The 18663-nt window shown below is 49.2% G+C and carries 13 protein-coding genes and 1 pseudogene; 7 read left to right on the top strand and 7 right to left on the bottom strand.

From position 1 onward, the window contains the following. Positions 1–1650: pseudogene (locus tag OC187_RS03145) on the top strand (hypothetical protein); the annotation flags it as partial. A 209-nt stretch (positions 1651–1859) separates the two neighbouring features. Continuing rightward, the gene (locus tag OC187_RS03150; protein WP_263008594.1) at positions 1860–3509 is read left to right on the top strand and encodes a hypothetical protein; all 1650 of its coding nucleotides are present in this window, start codon (positions 1860–1862) and stop codon (positions 3507–3509) included. A gap of 146 nt (positions 3510–3655) precedes the next feature. On the opposite strand, the gene OC187_RS03155 is transcribed toward OC187_RS03150, so the two are convergent. The 7 genes from OC187_RS03155 to aspS all read right to left on the bottom strand — a co-directional run bounded on the left by OC187_RS03155 (position 3656) and on the right by aspS (position 13250). After that, positions 3656–4408: an alpha/beta hydrolase gene (locus OC187_RS03155; protein WP_262998091.1), complete on the bottom strand. Its 753-nt coding sequence runs from the start codon at positions 4406–4408 to the stop codon at positions 3656–3658. A 116-nt stretch (positions 4409–4524) separates the two neighbouring features. After that, positions 4525–5052 carry a c-type cytochrome gene (locus OC187_RS03160; RefSeq protein WP_458693106.1) on the bottom strand — a complete coding sequence of 176 codons (528 nt, stop codon included), beginning with the start codon at positions 5050–5052 and terminating at the stop codon, positions 4525–4527. A 227-nt stretch (positions 5053–5279) separates the two neighbouring features. Then, positions 5280–6797: a proton-conducting transporter transmembrane domain-containing protein gene (locus OC187_RS03165; protein WP_262998090.1), complete on the bottom strand. Its 1518-nt coding sequence runs from the start codon at positions 6795–6797 to the stop codon at positions 5280–5282. A gap of 345 nt (positions 6798–7142) precedes the next feature. After that, positions 7143–9812, bottom strand: coding sequence for a pyruvate, phosphate dikinase (ppdK, locus tag OC187_RS03170; protein ID WP_262998089.1), 2670 nt, complete (start codon positions 9810–9812; stop codon positions 7143–7145). Between the two features lie 325 nt (positions 9813–10137). Continuing rightward, on the bottom strand, positions 10138–10620 hold the full coding sequence (locus OC187_RS03175; protein ID WP_262998088.1) for an RDD family protein: 483 nt from the start codon (positions 10618–10620) through the stop codon (positions 10138–10140). 2 nt (positions 10621–10622) lie between these two features. After that, positions 10623–11249, bottom strand: coding sequence for an HAD family hydrolase (locus OC187_RS03180; protein ID WP_262998087.1), 627 nt, complete (start codon positions 11247–11249; stop codon positions 10623–10625). Positions 11250–11462: 213 nt separating this feature from the next. Continuing rightward, on the bottom strand, positions 11463–13250 hold the full coding sequence (gene aspS, locus OC187_RS03185) for an aspartate--tRNA ligase (RefSeq protein ID WP_262998086.1): 1788 nt from the start codon (positions 13248–13250) through the stop codon (positions 11463–11465). 461 nt (positions 13251–13711) lie between these two features. Here aspS and OC187_RS03190 point away from each other — a divergent pair, with 461 nt between their 5' ends. From OC187_RS03190 to OC187_RS03210, 5 genes are all read left to right on the top strand, one after another. Further along, positions 13712–14299, top strand: a complete 588-nt coding sequence (locus tag OC187_RS03190; protein WP_262998085.1) for a BON domain-containing protein — start codon at positions 13712–13714, stop codon at positions 14297–14299. A gap of 9 nt (positions 14300–14308) precedes the next feature. Next, the gene (gshB, locus tag OC187_RS03195) at positions 14309–15235 is read left to right on the top strand and encodes a glutathione synthase (RefSeq protein ID WP_262998084.1); all 927 of its coding nucleotides are present in this window, start codon (positions 14309–14311) and stop codon (positions 15233–15235) included. A 141-nt stretch (positions 15236–15376) separates the two neighbouring features. Next, complete coding sequence (locus tag OC187_RS03200; RefSeq protein ID WP_263008595.1) at positions 15377–16372, top strand: D-alanine--D-alanine ligase; 996 nt, start codon at positions 15377–15379, stop codon at positions 16370–16372. After that, positions 16353–17150 carry a cell division protein FtsQ/DivIB gene (locus OC187_RS03205; RefSeq protein WP_262998081.1) on the top strand — a complete coding sequence of 266 codons (798 nt, stop codon included), beginning with the start codon at positions 16353–16355 and terminating at the stop codon, positions 17148–17150. The genes OC187_RS03200 and OC187_RS03205 overlap by 20 nt, the downstream gene beginning before the upstream one ends. A gap of 238 nt (positions 17151–17388) precedes the next feature. Next, positions 17389–18663: sigma-54-dependent transcriptional regulator (locus OC187_RS03210; protein WP_262998080.1), on the top strand; the 1275-nt coding region annotated here is incomplete at its 3' end.

The raw sequence follows: 18663 nt of genomic DNA on the forward strand, positions 1-18663 counted from the left end.
GAAGCTGCTGAGCTTTTTGGTAGGGAAGAAGCTGCTGAGCTTCTCGTGAAGGCGGCTGAGAATCTCAGGAAGGAGGTAGCTTCGTTTCTTAACAAGGAAGCCGGGCTGGTTATCAGCAACGAAGCGGCGAATCCTCTTACCAAGGAGGAGGCTGCCGAGCTTCTTGAGAAGGCTGTTGCGCCCCTCAGGGAGGAGGCTGCTGGGCTTCTTGAGAGGAGGGCTAAGCGTCTCAAGGGGGAAGCTAGGGGGCTTCTTAGCGCGGGGGCTGCCGCACTTCTTGACGGGAAGGCTAGGCGTCTTGGGGAGGCTGCTGTGCTTCTCAGCGCGGAGACCGAGTTTCTTGAGTTGTTGGATAAGCACCTAATTAGTCGCATCGAGCAAAGCTTGGATGTCACCTTGGAAGACGTAGTGGACCATCTTGTAGCCCTGAAAAAAGAGGCCAAAAAGGAGGGTAGAGAGTTTACTGCCCAAGATCGTGAAAAGGCTTTGCGTAAGATATCTGAAGCTGCGCGCAATCCTGATTCCCCCGCGACCAAGGCATTAGCGGAGAAAATAAGGAGTCACAGGTTACCCGAGTGGAAGCCAATCAAAATGGGACCCGAGTTTTTCTTTTCAACGCCAGACAACATAAGGCACCTCCCAGGTGCAGACCAATTTGTACAGAAGATGGGAGAAAGATTTCCAAATCCAGGGAGTGCTAATAGTGCGGATATAGAACTTGCTGGCAAGAAGCTGGTTGCATACATAAAAGCCGGGCTTTCCATGGACAGCTTCGATTTTGATGCGCCTATTGTTGATGTGCCAAAAGCGGAGAAGGCTCCCACTTATGACTTAAGTGCTTGGCGCAAAGATGCCGACAATTTTATGAAAGCGTGGAGAGCGGAAGCCCAGGCGACAATGCAGCAAGCAGCGCAGCAACACGGTGGTTTAAAGGCTCGTGCGGAGCAGAATAAGGCGCAGCGCGATGCGAAGATTGCAGAGATTGTGGCAGGGACCAGCAGCAATTCTAAATTCAGGGCGCCACCAGTTCCGCCTGCAGCGCCTGAGTCACCTAAAGATGGGCGTGAGCAACCTGCACCCAGTAATGTGGTGGCAGCAAAGCTCCAGATGGAAGAGACAACAGAGCCTACCGTGAGCGAAAAGTCTGCGGCTGCAGAGGATCTAGCCGTCAAGGTCGCTAATGATAGCAAGGGACCTACAGTATCGCAGCCTAGCAATGCCGGAAGTGAGCAAAATTTAAAGGGCGTTATCCGAGGAGCATCACCCATGAGTGCGGATGGGTTGCGTGTCAACAACGCCGATTCCGTATCTATTGAATCAGAATGGGGAGCTAAGCAACTAGTTATCAGTGGTGTTCAGAACATTCGTTACGGTATTAGGGATGACTTGCCGCAGTGGTGCGAGCAAGGCGCGACTGAAATCAAGTTAGGTCTGAGGGCGTACATGGCGGGCTTCAATGCTGCATATGATGTCATGGGCCTTAATAGCGCGGAGCGCAGGCTCGTGAAGGTTGCATACGAGCGGTGCCAAGATGCCTTAAAACCCAATGTGGGGGGGGGAGTGGTGTATAGGCGCCATACTATCCTCACTCAGGGAATTTGTCAGGGTTTGCGTAGGGGTTTTGAGTGCTGCTACCAAGCGGCTGGTTGATGGTATACGGAGTGACGCAGTGGCGGCCGAGCTCAGTCAAACTGAGGTTGAACCTGCTGCGCAGCAACAGCAGCAAAGATAGTGGAAGGTCCAGTATCTACCACCATAAGAAGGGGAGAAGACGTTTAGTTTTTTGGAGAAGTGGCCCCTGCAGGAGAATTGGTTGATGTTCTGTGTGGCCAGCTTTGTTGTATCAAGGGGAAGAGAGTATGTCGTTGGATGATAGTAAGAGGCTAAAATCTGCTACTGATGTTATTAGTTCTAGTGAACCTGTGGCGGATAAGATGGACAAACATGGAAGGTCTGCTAGCGCGTTTCTTGATGAGACTGCAAGAAAGTTGCAGGAAGCTGGTGCAACCTTTACGCCGGAGCGCGCGACTTCCCGTGTAGGTGCATCGGGTAAGAATAGCGCTAGTGCGGTAGCGGGTAAGAAGAATAGCGCTAGTGCGGCAGCGGGTAAGAAGAATAGCGCTAGTGACATCAGTAAGCACCTAATTAGTCGCATCGAGCAAAGCTTGGATGTCACCTTGGAAGACGTAGTGGACCATCTTGTAGCCCTGAAAAAAGAGGCCAAAAAGGAGGGTAGAGAGTTTACTGCCCAAGATCGTGAAAAGGCTTTGCGTAAGATATCTGAAGCTGCGCGCAATCCTGATTCCCCCGCGACCAAGGCATTAGCGGAGAAAATAAGGAGTCACAGGTTACCCGAGTGGAAGCCAATCAAAATGGGACCCGAGTTTTTCTTTTCAACGCCAGACAACATAAGGCACCTCCCAGGTGCAGACCAATTTGTACAGAAGATGGGAGAAAGATTTCCAAATCCAGGGAGTGCTAATAGTGCGGATATAGAACTTGCTGGCAAGAAGCTGGTTGCATACATAAAAGCCGGGCTTTCCATGGACAGCTTCGATTTTGATGCGCCTATTGTTGATGTGCCAAAAGCGGAGAAGGCTCCCACTTATGACTTAAGTGCTTGGCGCAAAGATGCCGACAATTTTATGAAAGCGTGGAGAGCGGAAGCCCAGGCGACAATGCAGCAAGCAGCGCAGCAACACGGTGGTTTAAAGGCTCGTGCGGAGCAGAATAAGGCGCAGCGCGATGCGAAGATTGCAGAGATTGTGGCAGGGACCAGCAGCAATTCTAAATTCAGGGCGCCACCAGTTCCGCCTGCAGCGCCTGAGTCACCTAAAGATGGGCGTGAGCAACCTGCACCCAGTAATGTGGTGGCAGCAAAGCTCCAGATGGAAGAGACAACAGAGCCTACCGTGAGCGAAAAGTCTGCGGCTGCAGAGGATCTAGCCGTCAAGGTCGCTAATGATAGCAAGGGACCTACAGTATCGCAGCCTAGCAATGCCGGAAGTGAGCAAAATTTAAAGGGCGTTATCCGAGGAGCATCACCCATGAGTGCGGATGGGTTGCGTGTCAACAACGCCGATTCCGTATCTTTTGTGAAAAGCATACAACGTCAAGTGGCCAGTATGATTGACGTTGCTGTGCGAGTTGCTCTGGGCTTTTTGGGGAAGCTTGGTGCTAAAGGCATTGAGCATAGTCGTGTTGCAGATGTAGGGGAGAAGGGGCAGATGGCAGCCAACGGTAACCTGGCTGAAACTGAAGCAAGGCTGGAAGCTGCAGGTGTGCGATTGGATCAGCAGCGAGCAAAAACAACGACGCCCAACGCTGCTGTAGACGCTAAGCAGCTTAAGGGCATTAATGAAGACTTGGTGCAGAATCCGGAGTTCAAGCGTGCTGTGGATGCACTGGCCGCGACTAACCAAGCTGCGGGCGCTGAACTGGGAGAGGCGCAACAACACGAACTCGGTGCCGTCGCCCAGCAGCAACAGCAGTCTTCCCGTTGCAGGTGAAGGCCAGTGCGGCCGCGCCGCCTTTCTAGCGTAGTGTCTCAAGATTTCACTGTGAAATCTGCGCGAGCCTGAGCGAGAAACAGCTGGCTCAATGCTGGTCAACACGAGGCAGAAACGCGCGAGCAATACGGAGGAGGACACTTACCTCACGTGGAGGTAGGTCTTCGCGTTAGACCCCCAACGGCCTCGAGCATGAGGCCCAGCGAATGCTTATCCACAAGGTGGTGATCCCCATTCTTTATAAGGCACACGTTTACATCCCTAGACTTAACCTTTTCTGCTATTGCCAGGGAAGTTTGATACGGAACCACGATATCGTCCATTCCGTGGATAAGCACCACTGGGCACTCAACGGCTATCTCTTTCTTATTTAGGAGCAAGTGGTTTTTTCCATCATCTATCAGGTTTTTGGTAATAACGTACCTGCAGTCCCCGCTATGCTTCACGGTTTCACCTGTCCTCAGAATTTCTTCGTGCTGAGCTTCGCTCAGACCCAGAGACTCAGTGAAATCCGGGGCGGAGGCCATTCCCACAAGCCCGTGCACTCTCTTACCATGAGATATGCACGTAAGCAGCATCAGCCACCCCCCCATACTTGAGCCCACTATCACTATGGGCCCACTGGTTAAGGACTCAACAACGCTTACGCAACTTGCATACCAGTCACTTATCGCGCACTCCTTGAATTCTCCACTGGAACTACCGTGACCTACATAGTCAAAAACCGTGCAGTTTATTTTGTGAGACGTGCAATACTCGAACAAGCGCGAAGCTTTTGTGCTGCTCATGTCAGACATAAAGCCCCCGAAGAACACCACGGATACGGGGCTCTGGAAAGCAGTTTGCATATACGATATGCGAGCGGAGCCACCCAGCTCCAGCTGCCTCACCTCACGCATTGATTGCTAGATCCTCGATGCACCAACTGCCGCATTGTATAGCAACCAGTGGCTCTCCACAAGGCAAAAAACCCAGGAAAAACCTGCCCGAGTATCATGCCCCGTCTTTTGGCCAATTATTGCTCCTCAAGTTGCTTTATGTATGCCAGTAGGTCAGCTATGTCCTGCGGTTTTGATATGCCTACAAAGGACATTCTGGTTCCACTTGCGTAACCCTGTGGGTTCATGAGAAACTTAAATAGCTCCTCTTCGCTCCAATCGCCTCCCTTACTAAGCAACGCCTTGGAGTACGTGAAACCAGGAGAGCTGCACTTCTTTGCACCTATTATTTTCCATAGATTGGGCCCCACCTTATTGGGACCACCCTTGTCAAAGGTGTGGCATGCAGCGCATTTTTTGGACACATTTTTGCCCCTTTCTGGATTTGCACTTGACATCAAGGACGCCAGGTCTATGTGCTGCTCCTCGCTGGATGCCTGCTTGCCGGCTGCTGGCTGGTCCTTGCCGCCAACATCTACGCTGTACCCTCTGGGATGACCTTCGTCCGGGTTATACACCAGGTCAACAACGTTGCTAACCAGCAGTATTATGAAGGACGCCAACAGGATAGAAGTAGCAACTCTATTAAACCTGAAGCCACTCACGCCCAGCTTACCGGCAAACTTACACCAAAGAAAGCTAGTTCAATCGCGCAATCCAGTCAATACATAAAAATTCTGCCGCAAAACTTGGATATCATGTGTAATAATGAACTACATCACTACTTCTTAGCTCTTCTGAATGGGCGGTGAGTGCCGTTCGGGCAGTGCAGGATCAGCAAAACCGGCACAAGGCGTGCTGGTTGGGGTGCTGTTGCTGGGGGAGTTCTGGCTCATTCAGTGGTTGGGAGCATTGCAACAAATTTCATGTGGTCTAGCACCTTAAAAACGATATCTGGCTGTATGAACAGGGCAACTGTGCATGCAGATGTGGCCGTCATGGCTATAAGCATAGGCAGAGAAGCCTCAGATCCTGCGCTCTGCGCTTCTGGTTTGGTAAAAAATATTCCATATATTATCGGAGCAAAGTATAGGGTGTTGAGTAGGGTGCTCGCTACTACTACCAAAACAACGACAAAGTGCCCGCTACCTGTTGCCTCCGACAAGACTGAAAACTTACTCCAGAAAGTTGCGGCTGGTGGAACCCCAATCATTGCTAGGGCGCCAATACAAAATGCAGTTGCGGTGACAGGCATTGTGCGCCCTATACCACCGATTTCTTCAACTGTGGTCTTGCCAGTAGATGCATATACTGCACCAACAGCGAAGAATAGGGTAATCTTGGCAAAGGCGTGACATACCATATGTAGAATAGCTGCCCTTATGGCTCCATCTGTGTACATAGAAACTGCTAGAGTTACGTAAGAAAGCTGCGAAACCGTGGAATAGGCCAGCAAGCCTTTCAAGTTGTTCTGCCGCATCGCCATGGCCGAGCCTGCAATCACAGTTACTGCAGATAGGTACATCAAGATGTTATGGTGGAACTCACCCATTGTTGCGTAATGTTCTCCCATCCCTCGCACGCCCAGCGCGTATACTGTGATCTTTACTATCGTGAACACCCCGGACTTAACTACGGCCACTGCGTGCAGTAGTGCACTAACCGGAGTTGGAGCAACCATTGCTCTGGGTAACCACACGTGTGCCGGCACTATGGCCGCCTTGGCGACCCCGTAGCACAGTAGGATTAGCAAAATTGGTATAAAGGTTGCATGCGTTTCTGATATGAAACTTTTCGTACTAAATGATCCCGCGGCCTCGTTCAACCCACAGATCATTATTACTGCAGGCAGAAGAAAGAGCATTGAACTGCATAGCAACGTCTTGAGATAAAACCTGCCTCCAGTCACGGAGCGCTCACTCAACCCGTGTATTATCAGGGGATAGGTGCATACGGTAAGCAGCTCGTACGCGATAAACAAAGTGGCGATATTACCGGAAAAGGCAACGCATAAGGTACAGCCAATGCTAGCCGAAAAGCAGGCATAAAAACTCGGGTGGCAGCCCCTATTTTGTATATCCGTCTTGTTCATGTAACTTATGGTGTAAACATTAGCTGCCAGCCACAGGAGCGCAACCATGAGTGCGAACACCATTCCAAGGGCCTCTGGTCGCAATACAAGATTCAGAGATGATGTCACCACGTAATGCAGCGCCACGTTGCCTTGGTAGTTAGCGCAGAGTGCGTACAAGCGGCACAAAATCGGCAATAACGCACAGGAGGATGCAAGGATCACAATCTCCTGTGAACGAGGTATGCTTCGCAGTACTAGAATGAGTGCGGCAGCCAGGAACGGCAGCGAAACCGCACCTATCAGTAAAGCATCAGCGTTGTACAGGAGTTTGATCATTGCTCACCAAAAGCACGAAAGCCAAAGCCTTAATAGCAACAAAATATCTGGAAGTAAAACACTTTACCTTTGGCGCTCAAGGAAGGTAAGCTGCCATGAGTGAAAATGCCATTACCCGGTGGTAGCCAATATTGCTCTCGGTGCATAGTTGGTGCGAATAGCCTGGGGTTCAGAGCGCTTATTTGCCAGTTTACTGCCATCTGCAACGAAAGTTAGGGGATACTACTGTGTAGCGGGGCAACAATTAACAGGAAGGCGTGGAGGAAGCGATCTTTGCTGTGCCAAAACCCCGCTCTTTGCGCTCTTGTAAACGCGGCCCGCCCTTATATGCGGCGCGGTACCACGCTACGCCTGCGGCACTGCCCCGCTGGCCACTGTGTTACCAGTAGAAGAAAGTGCGCTTCCAGCGGCAATTGCGCACTTTGCGGCCAGCAACTTGGCCACAGGCACCTTATAGGGAGAGCACGACACATAGTCAACACCAAGTTTGGTGCACAGCTGTATGGCTTCTGGGGTTCCTCCATGCTCTCCGCACACCCCGGTTTTAACTCTAGTGGAAGACTTCTGTACAAACTCCATTGTAATTTCTATCAATCTGCCAACTCCTTGCATATCTAAAAGCTCAAAAGGGTCAGCGCTAAGTATGCCCGCGTTTATGTAGTGCTCAACAAACTTTGAAGAATCGTCACGCGACATACCCATGGTTGTTTGTGTCAAATCATTTGTACCGAAGCTAAAAAATTGTACATGCTTTGCCAGTCTGTCTGCTAACAACGCTGCTCTGGGGAGTTCAATCATTACCCCGATACTGTGCGGTGCGTTGTCAAACTGTTCGGCAATACGCCGGATCAGGCTTCCTATTGCAACTATTTCCCCCTCGTCCATCACAAATGGTACCATAATTTCCGGGACAACTTCCTGGCCATCCTCCGCGCGGAGCTCATGTACAGCCTGAAAGATAGCTCGGACTTGCATTTCATAGATTTCCGGATAGGAGATCGCAAGCCGGCAGCCCCTGTGACCTAGCATGGGGTTTTTCTCGGACAATGCCGATACTCTATTACGGACATGTTCTAAAGGTTTACCTATCCTTCCCGCTATATCCTCTAAAACCTCGTTGCTCGTGGGCAAAAACTCGTGCAATGGGGGGTCTAACAGTCTGATAGCTATTTGCTTGCCGCGCATACATGCGAACATTGATTTAAAGTCATCCTTTTGCATAATCTCTATTTTCGCTAGTGCGCTGTCACGCTCTTGCTTGTCGCTTGCTACTATCATCTCCTGAACTATTGCGATTCTCTTGTCAGAGAAAAACATGTGTTCCGTTCTACAGAGCCCAACACCATCGGCGCCGAACTGCTTGGCAATTTTCATATCTTCAGGAGTATCTGCATTGGCCATTACGCCTATAGTCCTTATTTCATCTACCCAGCCCATGAATTCACTAAAGCTTTCCGGGAGTTTAGGCGTTACTGTTTTAACTCTGCCTAACATTACCTCGCCGGTGCTGCCGTTTATGGTGATGTCGTCTCCTTGGGATACCTTGAGACCGTCTACGTTGTAAAAAAATTTGCCGCTCTTGTCGATAAAAAGCCCGCTAGTCCCGCAAATGCACGGTTTCCCCATGCCTCTGGCTACGACTGCAGCGTGAGATGTCATACCTCCTCTTAATGTGAGTATGCCTGCAGAACTGCTCATGCCACTTATGTCCTCGGGACTGGTTTCTTGTCGCACCAGTATCACATCCTTTCCCTGTTTTTTTAGCAACTCAGCGCCATCAGATGTGAAGGCCACGCACCCTGATGCAGCTCCGGGAGACGCAGGTAACCCCCTACAGACCACAGTATTATCGAATCCCTCATCCAAAACCGGATGCAACAACCCGCCCAGTGCGGTGTGATCAACTCTAGTTATGGCCTCTTCCCTCGATATTAGCCCCTCCTTTACCATGGAGACTGCCATGTGCACCGCTGCTTGCGCGCTACGCTTTCCCGCTCTGGTTTGTAAGATCCAAAGCTCACCCTCTTGTACAGTGAATTCTATGTCTTGCATGTCCCTGTAGGCATTTTCTAGCCTATGGCATACCTCAACCAACTCTCCGTAAACTCGCGGCATCACCCGCTCCATTAAGCCTATAGGAGCTGGATTCTTGTTGCCAGATACCACATCCTCCCCCTGCGCATTTATGAGGAACTCCCCAAAGATTTCTCTTGCGCCTGTGGAAGGGTTTCGCGTGAATACCACTCCAGTTGCAGAGTTTTGGCTCACGTTACCAAATACCATAGACTGCACATTAACAGCAGTGCCAACTTCGGACGAGATACCGTACATTTTTCTATAGGCAACCGCCCTGCTGTTCATCCAGGACCTGAAAACCGCCCCGATGGAGTTATAAAGCTGCTCATGCACATCTTGGGGAAATTCCGTGCCCCCGTGCTTGAGCACCAAACCCTTGAATTCTTCAATAAGTTCAGATAACACTGAAATGTCTGTAATCGATTCTCCGGGGCGCAGAGATAGCTCCCTGCACTTCCTGTCGTAACTCTCCTCAAAAAGGTGGTTATCCAACCGCATTACCGTTGTTGCGTACATCTGTATAAGCCTTCTGTAGCTGTCACACGCGAAGCGTTCAGAATGGGATTGCTTGAGTTTTTCTACAATCGTGTCGTTTAGCCCAACATTCAACACTGTGTCCATCATGCCTGGCATGGACAAAACGCTGCCTGAGCGCACAGACACCAACAGAGGGCGGTCTGGATTGCCAAACTCTAGGGACGTTTCGTTTCCTAGATGTTCTAGGGCTGCGTGCAGCTTACTTGGAAGGTTGTCAGGAAGTTTTTTGTGCTTGTGATAGTACCCGCATACTGAGGTTGGAATTGTGAAGCCTGGAGGGACGTTTACGCCGATTCTACACATCTCAGCTAACCCGGCTCCCTTGTTGCCGAGTAAATCCGCCAAATGTGAGCCACCGTCGCACCTACTTGTGCTGAAGTGGTAAATCAACATTTCGCTCATACAATTTTCTACCAGACTTTGAGAAGATGGGATGGGGGAATAACACCATGCGCCATCCTCGGGAAAGATAATAAGGCCTAACATTCAGTAGTGCAACTACACAAAAACCCCAAAATTAGGCTGGACGCACAATATGCACTAGAAACACAGGCGGCTTTTGTTGTGTGAAATCAGCTACGGATGCGCATATGCGCTCACAGCTCACGCAACCGCATCTGATGGTACGAGTTGCAGAGGATTTAAAGCTTCTCATCACTTGCTGCCAACACGCCACCTCATTATCTATAGCGGATTGACTCTGGATAGGTGAAATTTTCTCGCTTAATCAGGGCTTTTTGGCTTTTTCGTCCAGCACTACGGTGTTGTAGATCACGTCATGAAATGTCTGCCGTCTTTTTGAGAACAGAGCTATTGCGTACCAGTAGGACCAAAGCAGCAGTACTGCCGCCTGTAGGAGGAATATCGCACTCAGGATTGCAACCCCCTCATCAACTATGTTCAAAGATTGCATGAGAATAATTGCCAAGGTGGGGCACAAAAACTGCGACACCGTCCTGTTGAATATCACACCGGACTTGATTCCGGTTCCATCGCGCATTACCGTGCGTATTCTCATGATCTTTTGCCCAACGGATGTGGGCATGTATGTATAGTAACAGCACGTCAAACCTAGAAAGATGAGAAAAAGCATCCAGCTACTATCCCGCGTAACGAAGGATGCGGCATATGTAGGCAGAGATACTATGGCTAGGTCAATAATACCAGCCAGTAATCTTTTTGGTGTGCTAGCCAGTGCGAGTTCCTCCATATCTAGTTTAGCAACCCTCTCACAAATACACTGAGATCAGCGAAATTCTCAAATGACAATACACCCTCAGTTTTGATACTGCCATACACTATTGGGCAACACTTGGCTCTTTGTGCGCTCGTTACGTCAGAAATACTATCCCCGATGAAAAGTACCTGCTCACAGGGAGTTTCTATGTCCAGAATCTCAAGTGCCGCAATAACAGGTTTAGGAGACGGCTTATTTTCTGGAGTATCACCAGAGCCTATGACAGCGGAAAAGTATTTAGACCACCCTATAGTCTGGACTTCCTTGCGCAGCAACTCTCCATTTTTGTTGCTCACTATTCCCATACTTATTTTGTTGTCGTATAAGAGCTCCAGTAATTCTAATGCGTTGTCGCTGGGGACGAGCTTCCTAACCTTTGCTGATTGTTCTGCGAATTCCCTGTACAGGGTTACGGCGTCCTGCCATCTGGAGCCCAGGGCATATTCAAGATATTTGACAACCCTGCCTGGGTCTACTGAAGAGATGTCTATATCGCTGCGACCTACGCGCTCTAAAACTTTTTCTGCTATTTCGTAATCCAGTTCACTATCCCTCACTAGGGTGTTACACCAGTCGAAGATAACTGCAGCTGGGGGACGCATAGTAAATTACCTGTGATCCAGAAGCATTCAACAATGATGCGGTTAACACTTGGTTAAGCCGACGAAAGTCAGTACTTTATATCTCTGGGGGCTTTGTGGCAACCTATAATACACGGTGCTCCGCCTGGCTTGCAGGAATACGTGCTGTAGCCGATGGTAATGAGATTGTAAACCCAATTTGGTGATGATCCAAGGCTTCTGGCGTGCCCAGCCTCACGTTCTTTGAGGTTTCGGTTTCATGTTTAGAGATATTGATAGCTCATTGAGATGGGTGGGGTTTATTTCTAAAGGGGCACCCATAAGCAGATCCTCACCGGTTTGGTTCAATGGGAAGCATATTATCTCCCTAATGTTCGGGGCGTCAGCCAGCAGCATCACCATTCTGTCAATGCCAGGAGCCAAACCCCCATGTGGAGGTGCCCCGAACTTGAACGCGCGCACCAAAGCGCCGAACCTGGAGTCTACCTCCTTTTCTTCGTATCCCACCATGGAAAAGGCTTTGTACATCACGTCAAGCCTGTGGTTGCGAATTGCCCCACTAGATATCTCTATGCCATTGCACACAATGTCGTACTGATATGCTATTATGTCTAGAGGGTGTTTCTGCTCAAGTGCTTCCATTCCTCCCTGCGGCATAGAAAATGGATTGTGGCAGAAATCCAGTTTTCCATCCTCGTGTTTGAAGTACGGAAAGTCCACTATCCAGCAGAACTTGAAGATATCCTGCTCTATCAATCCCAATTCAGATCCCAGTAGCTCTCTTATTTTTCCTGCAAGCGTGGCTGCCTTGTCAGCTGTGTCAGAAATGAAAAACACGCTATCTCCGGATCCAACCCCAGTTGCGGACTTTATGTGCGCAAGCTCATCCTCTCTCAAAAACTTTGCGACCGGACCCTTGGCAGCTCCATCTGCCCCATATGTTATATACCCAAGGCCGCGCGCGCCGAATTTTTTTGCCTGCTCCACCTTATCATCAAAAAAACTCCGTGGTCGCTCAAAAGTGTTGGGGGCGGGTATAGCCCTAACCACTTCACCTGCTGCGATGCCAGCCTGAAATGTTTTAAAGTCAGAGTTGCGAAAGATCTCAGTAACATCGGTGATTGTTATTGGGTTTCGTAGGTCCGGTTTATCGGATCCGTAGCGCACCATAGCGTCACGATAAGCGATTCTCGGGAATTGCTTATCAACTTTTTTATTGCCGGCGAATTTTGTGAACAGGCCGTATAACACTGGCTCAATGGTTGTAAGCACATCCTCCTGCGTTACGAAGGACATTTCTATATCCAGCTGGTAAAATTCTCCAGGGGATCTGTCGGCCCTAGCATCTTCATCTCGGAAGCAAGGTGCGACTTGGAAGTACTTATCGAACCCTCCCACCATCAAAAGCTGCTTGAAAATCTGTGGGGCCTGAGGCAAGGCGTAGAACTTGCCTGCATGCGTTCTGCTGGGGACTATATAATCTCTCGCGCCCTCTGGGGAGGACGCCGTCAGGATGGGGGTGTGTACCTCTACAAACCCCAAGTCCTCCATTGATTTTCTAAGCTCTGATACCACCATGGACCTGAGCAGTATGTTGTTTTTTACCTTTTCGCACCTAAGATCCAAAAATCTGTGCTGTAGTCTTACATCTTCTGGGTAACTGCAACTTGTGGGTATGTGTAGGGGCAAGGGTTCCGCTTCCGAAATTGTGACTAGAGAGCTGACCCTAACTTCCACGCTCCCAGTTGCCACCAGTGCGTTGATAGTATCCTCGCTCCTCTCGACGACAACACCCTTCACCGTGACAACGCTCTCAAGCCCCGTAGCGCCCATACTGTTGAATAATTCAGCGTCTTCAGACTCGTCGAAAATCAGTTGGGTGACCCCATAGAAATCTCTGAGATCAACAAACAGAATCCCCCCATGGTCGCGTTTTCTGTACACCCATCCGGAGAGCACTACTTCGCTACCTACGTGAGTGGTATTCAGTTCGTTGCATAGGTGAGTTCTGTATATGTTCATGTATGCTACACTACTGGAAGACGACCATATTCTTCATCACAATCTTGTTTAAGGCTATTGAAAAATTGGTGGTCCCGATGACAGCGGGATTTCGATTTTTCCAATGCATCAGCTGGCACACTTTTCGCACCTAGTGGTGCACGCGCAGTGCCCGGGTTTCAGTAAAGCTACGTCAGAACTTCTCATCATAACTTGTATGCCTGGTAGAGTGGGAATCGCCGCCAATTGGTTGCAAGTATGGGCTTTGCTGACAGATAATCGCACTTTTGAGTTTATGCACAGCACTTAGATGTTACGCTTCCGTGTGGCTTTGCACGGAGCCTGTACTTAAAACAGTTGCGGTGTCTGAGCACTGTGGACGGTGAATACTAGCTTGTTTGTCGATGTTATTTATATTTACAGGTGGCTCTGATTTATTTATAAGTCGTCATTGTTCATTGGTGACTCAAAGTAGATAGAGGATGAGGGGCAGAGCCTTGCTACTTGCGATGCTTCTGGTAAGCACGCAAACTAGTTGTAGTGTTATGGTTGCCGGGCTTGCTGTGGTCACGGGGGCGGTTGTGGCGTTGCAGGAGCGCTCTGTCGGCGATGTTATAGACGACGCTGCGATTTTGATAAAGATCAACAAGGAGCTGTTCCAGTACGGTATGTTCTCTTCGATAACTGTCCGTGTCAGTGAGGGTAGGGTGTTGTTGATGGGTACGGTTGACTCTCCTGATAAGAGACTAAAAGCAGAAAGAGTGGCGTGGCAGCAGAATGAAGTTAAGGAAGTTGTGAACGAAATTGCAGTAGATAGAGACGAAGTGACGCTGAAGGAGGTTGCTGTAGATAGCGCTATCAGTGCACAAATTAAGGCCCGAATGGTGGCTCACGCAGGGATTAAGTCAGTGAATTACAGTGTCAACACTGTTGGGGGAGTGGTGTATCTTATGGGCATAGCCCAAAGCCAGAAAGAACTGAATTCCGTTATCTCGATTAGCAAGAGAGTGAAGGGTGTGAAGCAGGTGATAAGTTACGTGAGATTGAAATATAGCAAATTGCGTCGTTAGTGAGTGTTGATGTTAAAAGTTGCCTTCCAAATGGATGAAGACGTTGTGGTTGGACAGGATGTCTCTGTAAAGCTCATAGAAGAGGCTCAGCGTCGTGGTCATGAGGTGCTTTTCTATCAGCCTGATAGCCTTGCGCTCTCGTGTGGGGAAGTGGTTGCTGAAGCGTTTTCTGTCCGCGTGGGCGAGAGCTCTTTGCATACTTACAACAAAGTTAGGCTTGTACTTGGGGAGCTGGACATGCTGTTTATCAGGCAGAACCCTCCCTTCGATATGCGCTACGTAACAACAACCTACATGCTTGAGCGCCTGGACATCCTCATGATTAACAATCCCAGGGCCATTAGAGATTACCCAGAAAAGCTACTACCACTGTCGTTTCCCGAGTTCATTCCACCCACTTTAGTAACTGAAAGTATGGGGGAGATACGCGCCTTCTATGAAGAACATGGAGATGTGGTCGTAAAACCGCTGTACGACTACGGAGGTAGTGGCGTTCAAAGGGTGAATGGGCAATCGGATATAGACGCAATATCGGCTATGATGATCAGGAAGTATTGTGCTCCCCTGGTGGTACAGAGGTTTATTGACGATATAAGCAGCGATAAACGCGTGGTGTTGTTGTCGGGTAATCCCATTGGTGTTGTGCGACGTAGGGTATCCACGACAGGTGAGATCAGGACTAATTTCAGGGTCGGGGCGGTTCCCGAGGCGGCTGAGCTTTCAGAGCGGGAGCGCGAAATGTGCCGTGTTGTGGGTTCAATGCTTGCCGATGTGGGGATATTATTTGCTGGCATTGATATTCTGGGTGGGTACCTCATAGAAGTTAACACTACCTCGCCTTGTGGGATTCTGGAAATGAACCAAGTGTACGGTACAACGCTGGAAAGGGACTGCTGGGACAACTTTGAGCACGCCCTGTTACGTGGGAGACCGTAGTGTACGTGTCGAAGTCAGCGGCTTTTCTTGAATGATTTCGCGTTTTGTCTTACTATGGCTCGGCGCGTTCTCACCGTTCCGCACAAATCGCCGAGCGCGCCTTGGGTAAGGTAGTCTGGTAGTATGAGAGGTGCTTCTTCCATGCCGTTGGGTCTTGCAGGTGGTACGGATGAAGCATTATCGATTGTTGTGCTGCTAGGCGGTACATCGCCCGAACGAGAAGTGTCTCTTGCGGGTGGCAAGAGAGTTGCGGATGCTCTAGGCAGGTTGGGACATAGGGTTACTGTTTTAGATTTCGATGGGGAGTCTGTGTGCCAGCTGTTATCTATGACCCCAGATCTTGTCTACAATGCACTGCACGGAGGATATGGTGAAGACGGCTGCATTTCCGGGTTGTTGGATGTTGTTGGGTTGCCCTACACTCATTCTGGTATCGCGGCCTCGTCTATTGGCATGAATAAAGTGTTCACCAAACATGTGCTGAGGTTTTTGCACATTGATCATCCGGAATTTTGTGTGCTTAGCAAGGAGGAAATTTTATCTGCCACGGAGGTTATGCCTTATCCGTTTGTGATCAAGCCAATCAGCGGTGGTTCAACGTTGGGAGTATGTGCAGTTTTTTCGAGGAATGAGTATCTTGGTCTTGCTGCGCATGCTGATGTACTTGAGGATCGCATGATTGTGGAGAAATACGTGAGCGGGCAGGAGATACAGACTGCAGTATTCATGGATAGGGCCATTGGCACAATGGAGTTTTTATTTGATGGTAGGGTGTACAGCTATGATGCGAAGTATACGGAGGGGTTGTGTAGGCATATATTTCCGGCCAACATACCTAGTGACGTATACGACTTGACAATCAAATGGGCTTCCAAGCTCCACCGATACTTGGGGTGCAAAACTTTGTCCAGGGTGGACTTCAGATATGATGGCGCCAATAGGGAGCTTAGGTTATTAGAGATAAATACCCATCCTGGTATGACTGCCTGCTCGGCATTTCCAGAAATTTTACAACTAAGGTGTGGTTTGGATTTTGATCAGGTTGTAGATCTGGTAGTTAAGGACTCTATACGTGCTGATGGTAGCTGTGGGGAGCGCATAGATGCGCTGATGGAACTTGGGCAGATTCGTGTATAGGAATGCTATCGGCCAGGGTCAGTGGCGTCTAGCAATCCTAAATGCATTATCGAGGAAGGTGCGAGTGGTTAGGTTTGTCGTTACCGTAGGTGCAATGCTTGCGATGAGTGGCTGGGCGGTGCCCGGCTCCAATGGCGCAAAATTATGGGCAGATAGGCTACACGCAGCAATCTCTGACGTGCTCATTGGTGCGGGGTTTGCCACAAAGGAGGTTGTGGTTAGGGGAAGTAGCGTTGTCTCTGTGGCAGAGATTCTGCAGATGATAAACAGGGACAGGCCAATAGTTTTGTTATCATTGCGCAAATTGAGAAATCGCATAAAGTCTCATAGTCCCTGGGTGAAGGAGGTTGCGGTACATAGAGAACTAACCAGTGGAGTGCTCAGTATAACAGTTGAGGAGTATGCAGCGTTTGCCAACTGGCGCCATCATGGCGTTAATTCAATCATTGATAACACTGGGCACGTGATAGTGGACTCTGACGAGCGATTTGATAACTTGGTTTCGATTTACGGTGATGAAGCGTTGGAAGACCTACACTTTGTGCGCGAGGTGCTGAATAACGGAGGGATACTTAGCACCATGATCTCATCTTTTTCCTGGTTGGGTAACAGACGTTGGGATGTTGGCTTTTCCAGTGGATTACAGGTTAGGCTTCCTGAGAATAATCCGCAGGCAGCGTGGAACTATTTGGTGCAGCTGCATAAGTCTTCTGGGGAGCTACTGATGTGGAAGGTTATTGATATGCGAATACCAGACAAAATTTTTATAAGAAAGTAAAGCGTGCAAAATGTTCATCTGGTCTTTATGTGCCCATTGGATGGGTGTATTATGCACGGGTTCATGCGTCATGTTATAAAGAAGTTTCGGTATCCTGCATTATTTGATTGAATGTATATATATGTGGAAATATCTTAAGGTGTGACTAGGGCAGTTGGCTTAGCAATTGGTGTGCGCTAGGTTAAGCGTGTTTTCTCTGGTGGTAGAATGTTTGCTGGTCTGAAGGAGTGTGGGGTTTATGTCTAAGGCTAAGAGGTTTTATACACCGGAAGTGCTCATTGTGGATGATGAGGCAGATCTTAGGGCTATGATCCAGGATATACTGAGTGACGATAACTACGTTACCAGGGTATCTACCGATGGGTTGTCGGCTATAAAGCTAGCTTACGAACGGGAGCCCGATGTTGTGCTCTTGGACATATGGCTTAAGGGGTCTGATATTGACGGGTTGAGTGTTTTGGAGAAACTCAAGGAAAGATATCCGTACCTACCCGTTATAGTGATTAGTGGCCATGGAAACATAGCTACTGCGGTGAAGTCTCTACATATAGGTGCTTACGACTATATAGAAAAGCCTTTTACTGAGAACAGGCTTAGGCTTGTGGTGAAGCGTGCTGTTGAGTCTGGAAGGTTGAGGAGGGAGAACGACGAGTTGAAGTCCTTTTTTGAGGATTATGAAATCGTGGGGAGCTCAACTCAGATCAAGAACCTAAGGAATACAATCAGCAAAGCTGCGTCCACGTTCAGTCGTATACTGATTACCGGCGCCCCTGGGACTGGTAAGGAGGTGGTTGCCAGGTTTGTGCACAAGAAGTTTAAGGGATGCAGCAGCTCGTTCGTTACCCTTTGTCCCTCAATTTTGCCTGAGAGCAGCTACCTAGAGAATATCTTTGGAAGCGAGAGTGGGAACGGAATATTGCCCAATGTTGTTCCTCACAGCGTCGGAATTATAGAGCAGGCGAACCATGGTACCTTGTTCATAGATGAGGTCACAGACCTGAGGTATGATGCGCAGATGCGACTGATGCGACTATTGCAGGAGGGTAGGATATACAGAGAGAATGGAAAAGTGCCCGTCACCATAGAGACTAGGGTGATTGCCTCTTCTTCTCGGGTTATAGAGGAGGAAGTTAAGCTGGGGAGGTTCTGTGAGGATCTATACTACAGGCTGGGTGTTTTTCCCATAAGGGTGCCGTCCCTTTCCGAGTACTGTGTAGATATTCCTGAGGTGTGTGAATATCTTATGCGCAGTATATGTAGAAAGATGGGGCTGTCGCCCCGCTCCATAAGTGAAGATGCCATGGTGGCCATGCAGTCCTACAGTTGGCCAGGGAACCTACGCCAGTTGCGCAATGTGCTTGAGTGGATTTTGATTATGCAATCTTCCAAGGATGTGATTACCATATACGACTTACCTTCTGAGATTGTGAATGGTGCGCCTATTAACAGCGTCTTCACGCACATGGTTTCTGCTCCCCTAAGGAAGGCCAGGGAGGAGTTTGAGAGGCATTAT

Source organism: Anaplasma capra, from assembly GCF_025628805.1.
Classification (GTDB): Bacteria; Pseudomonadota; Alphaproteobacteria; order Rickettsiales; family Anaplasmataceae; genus Anaplasma; species Anaplasma capra.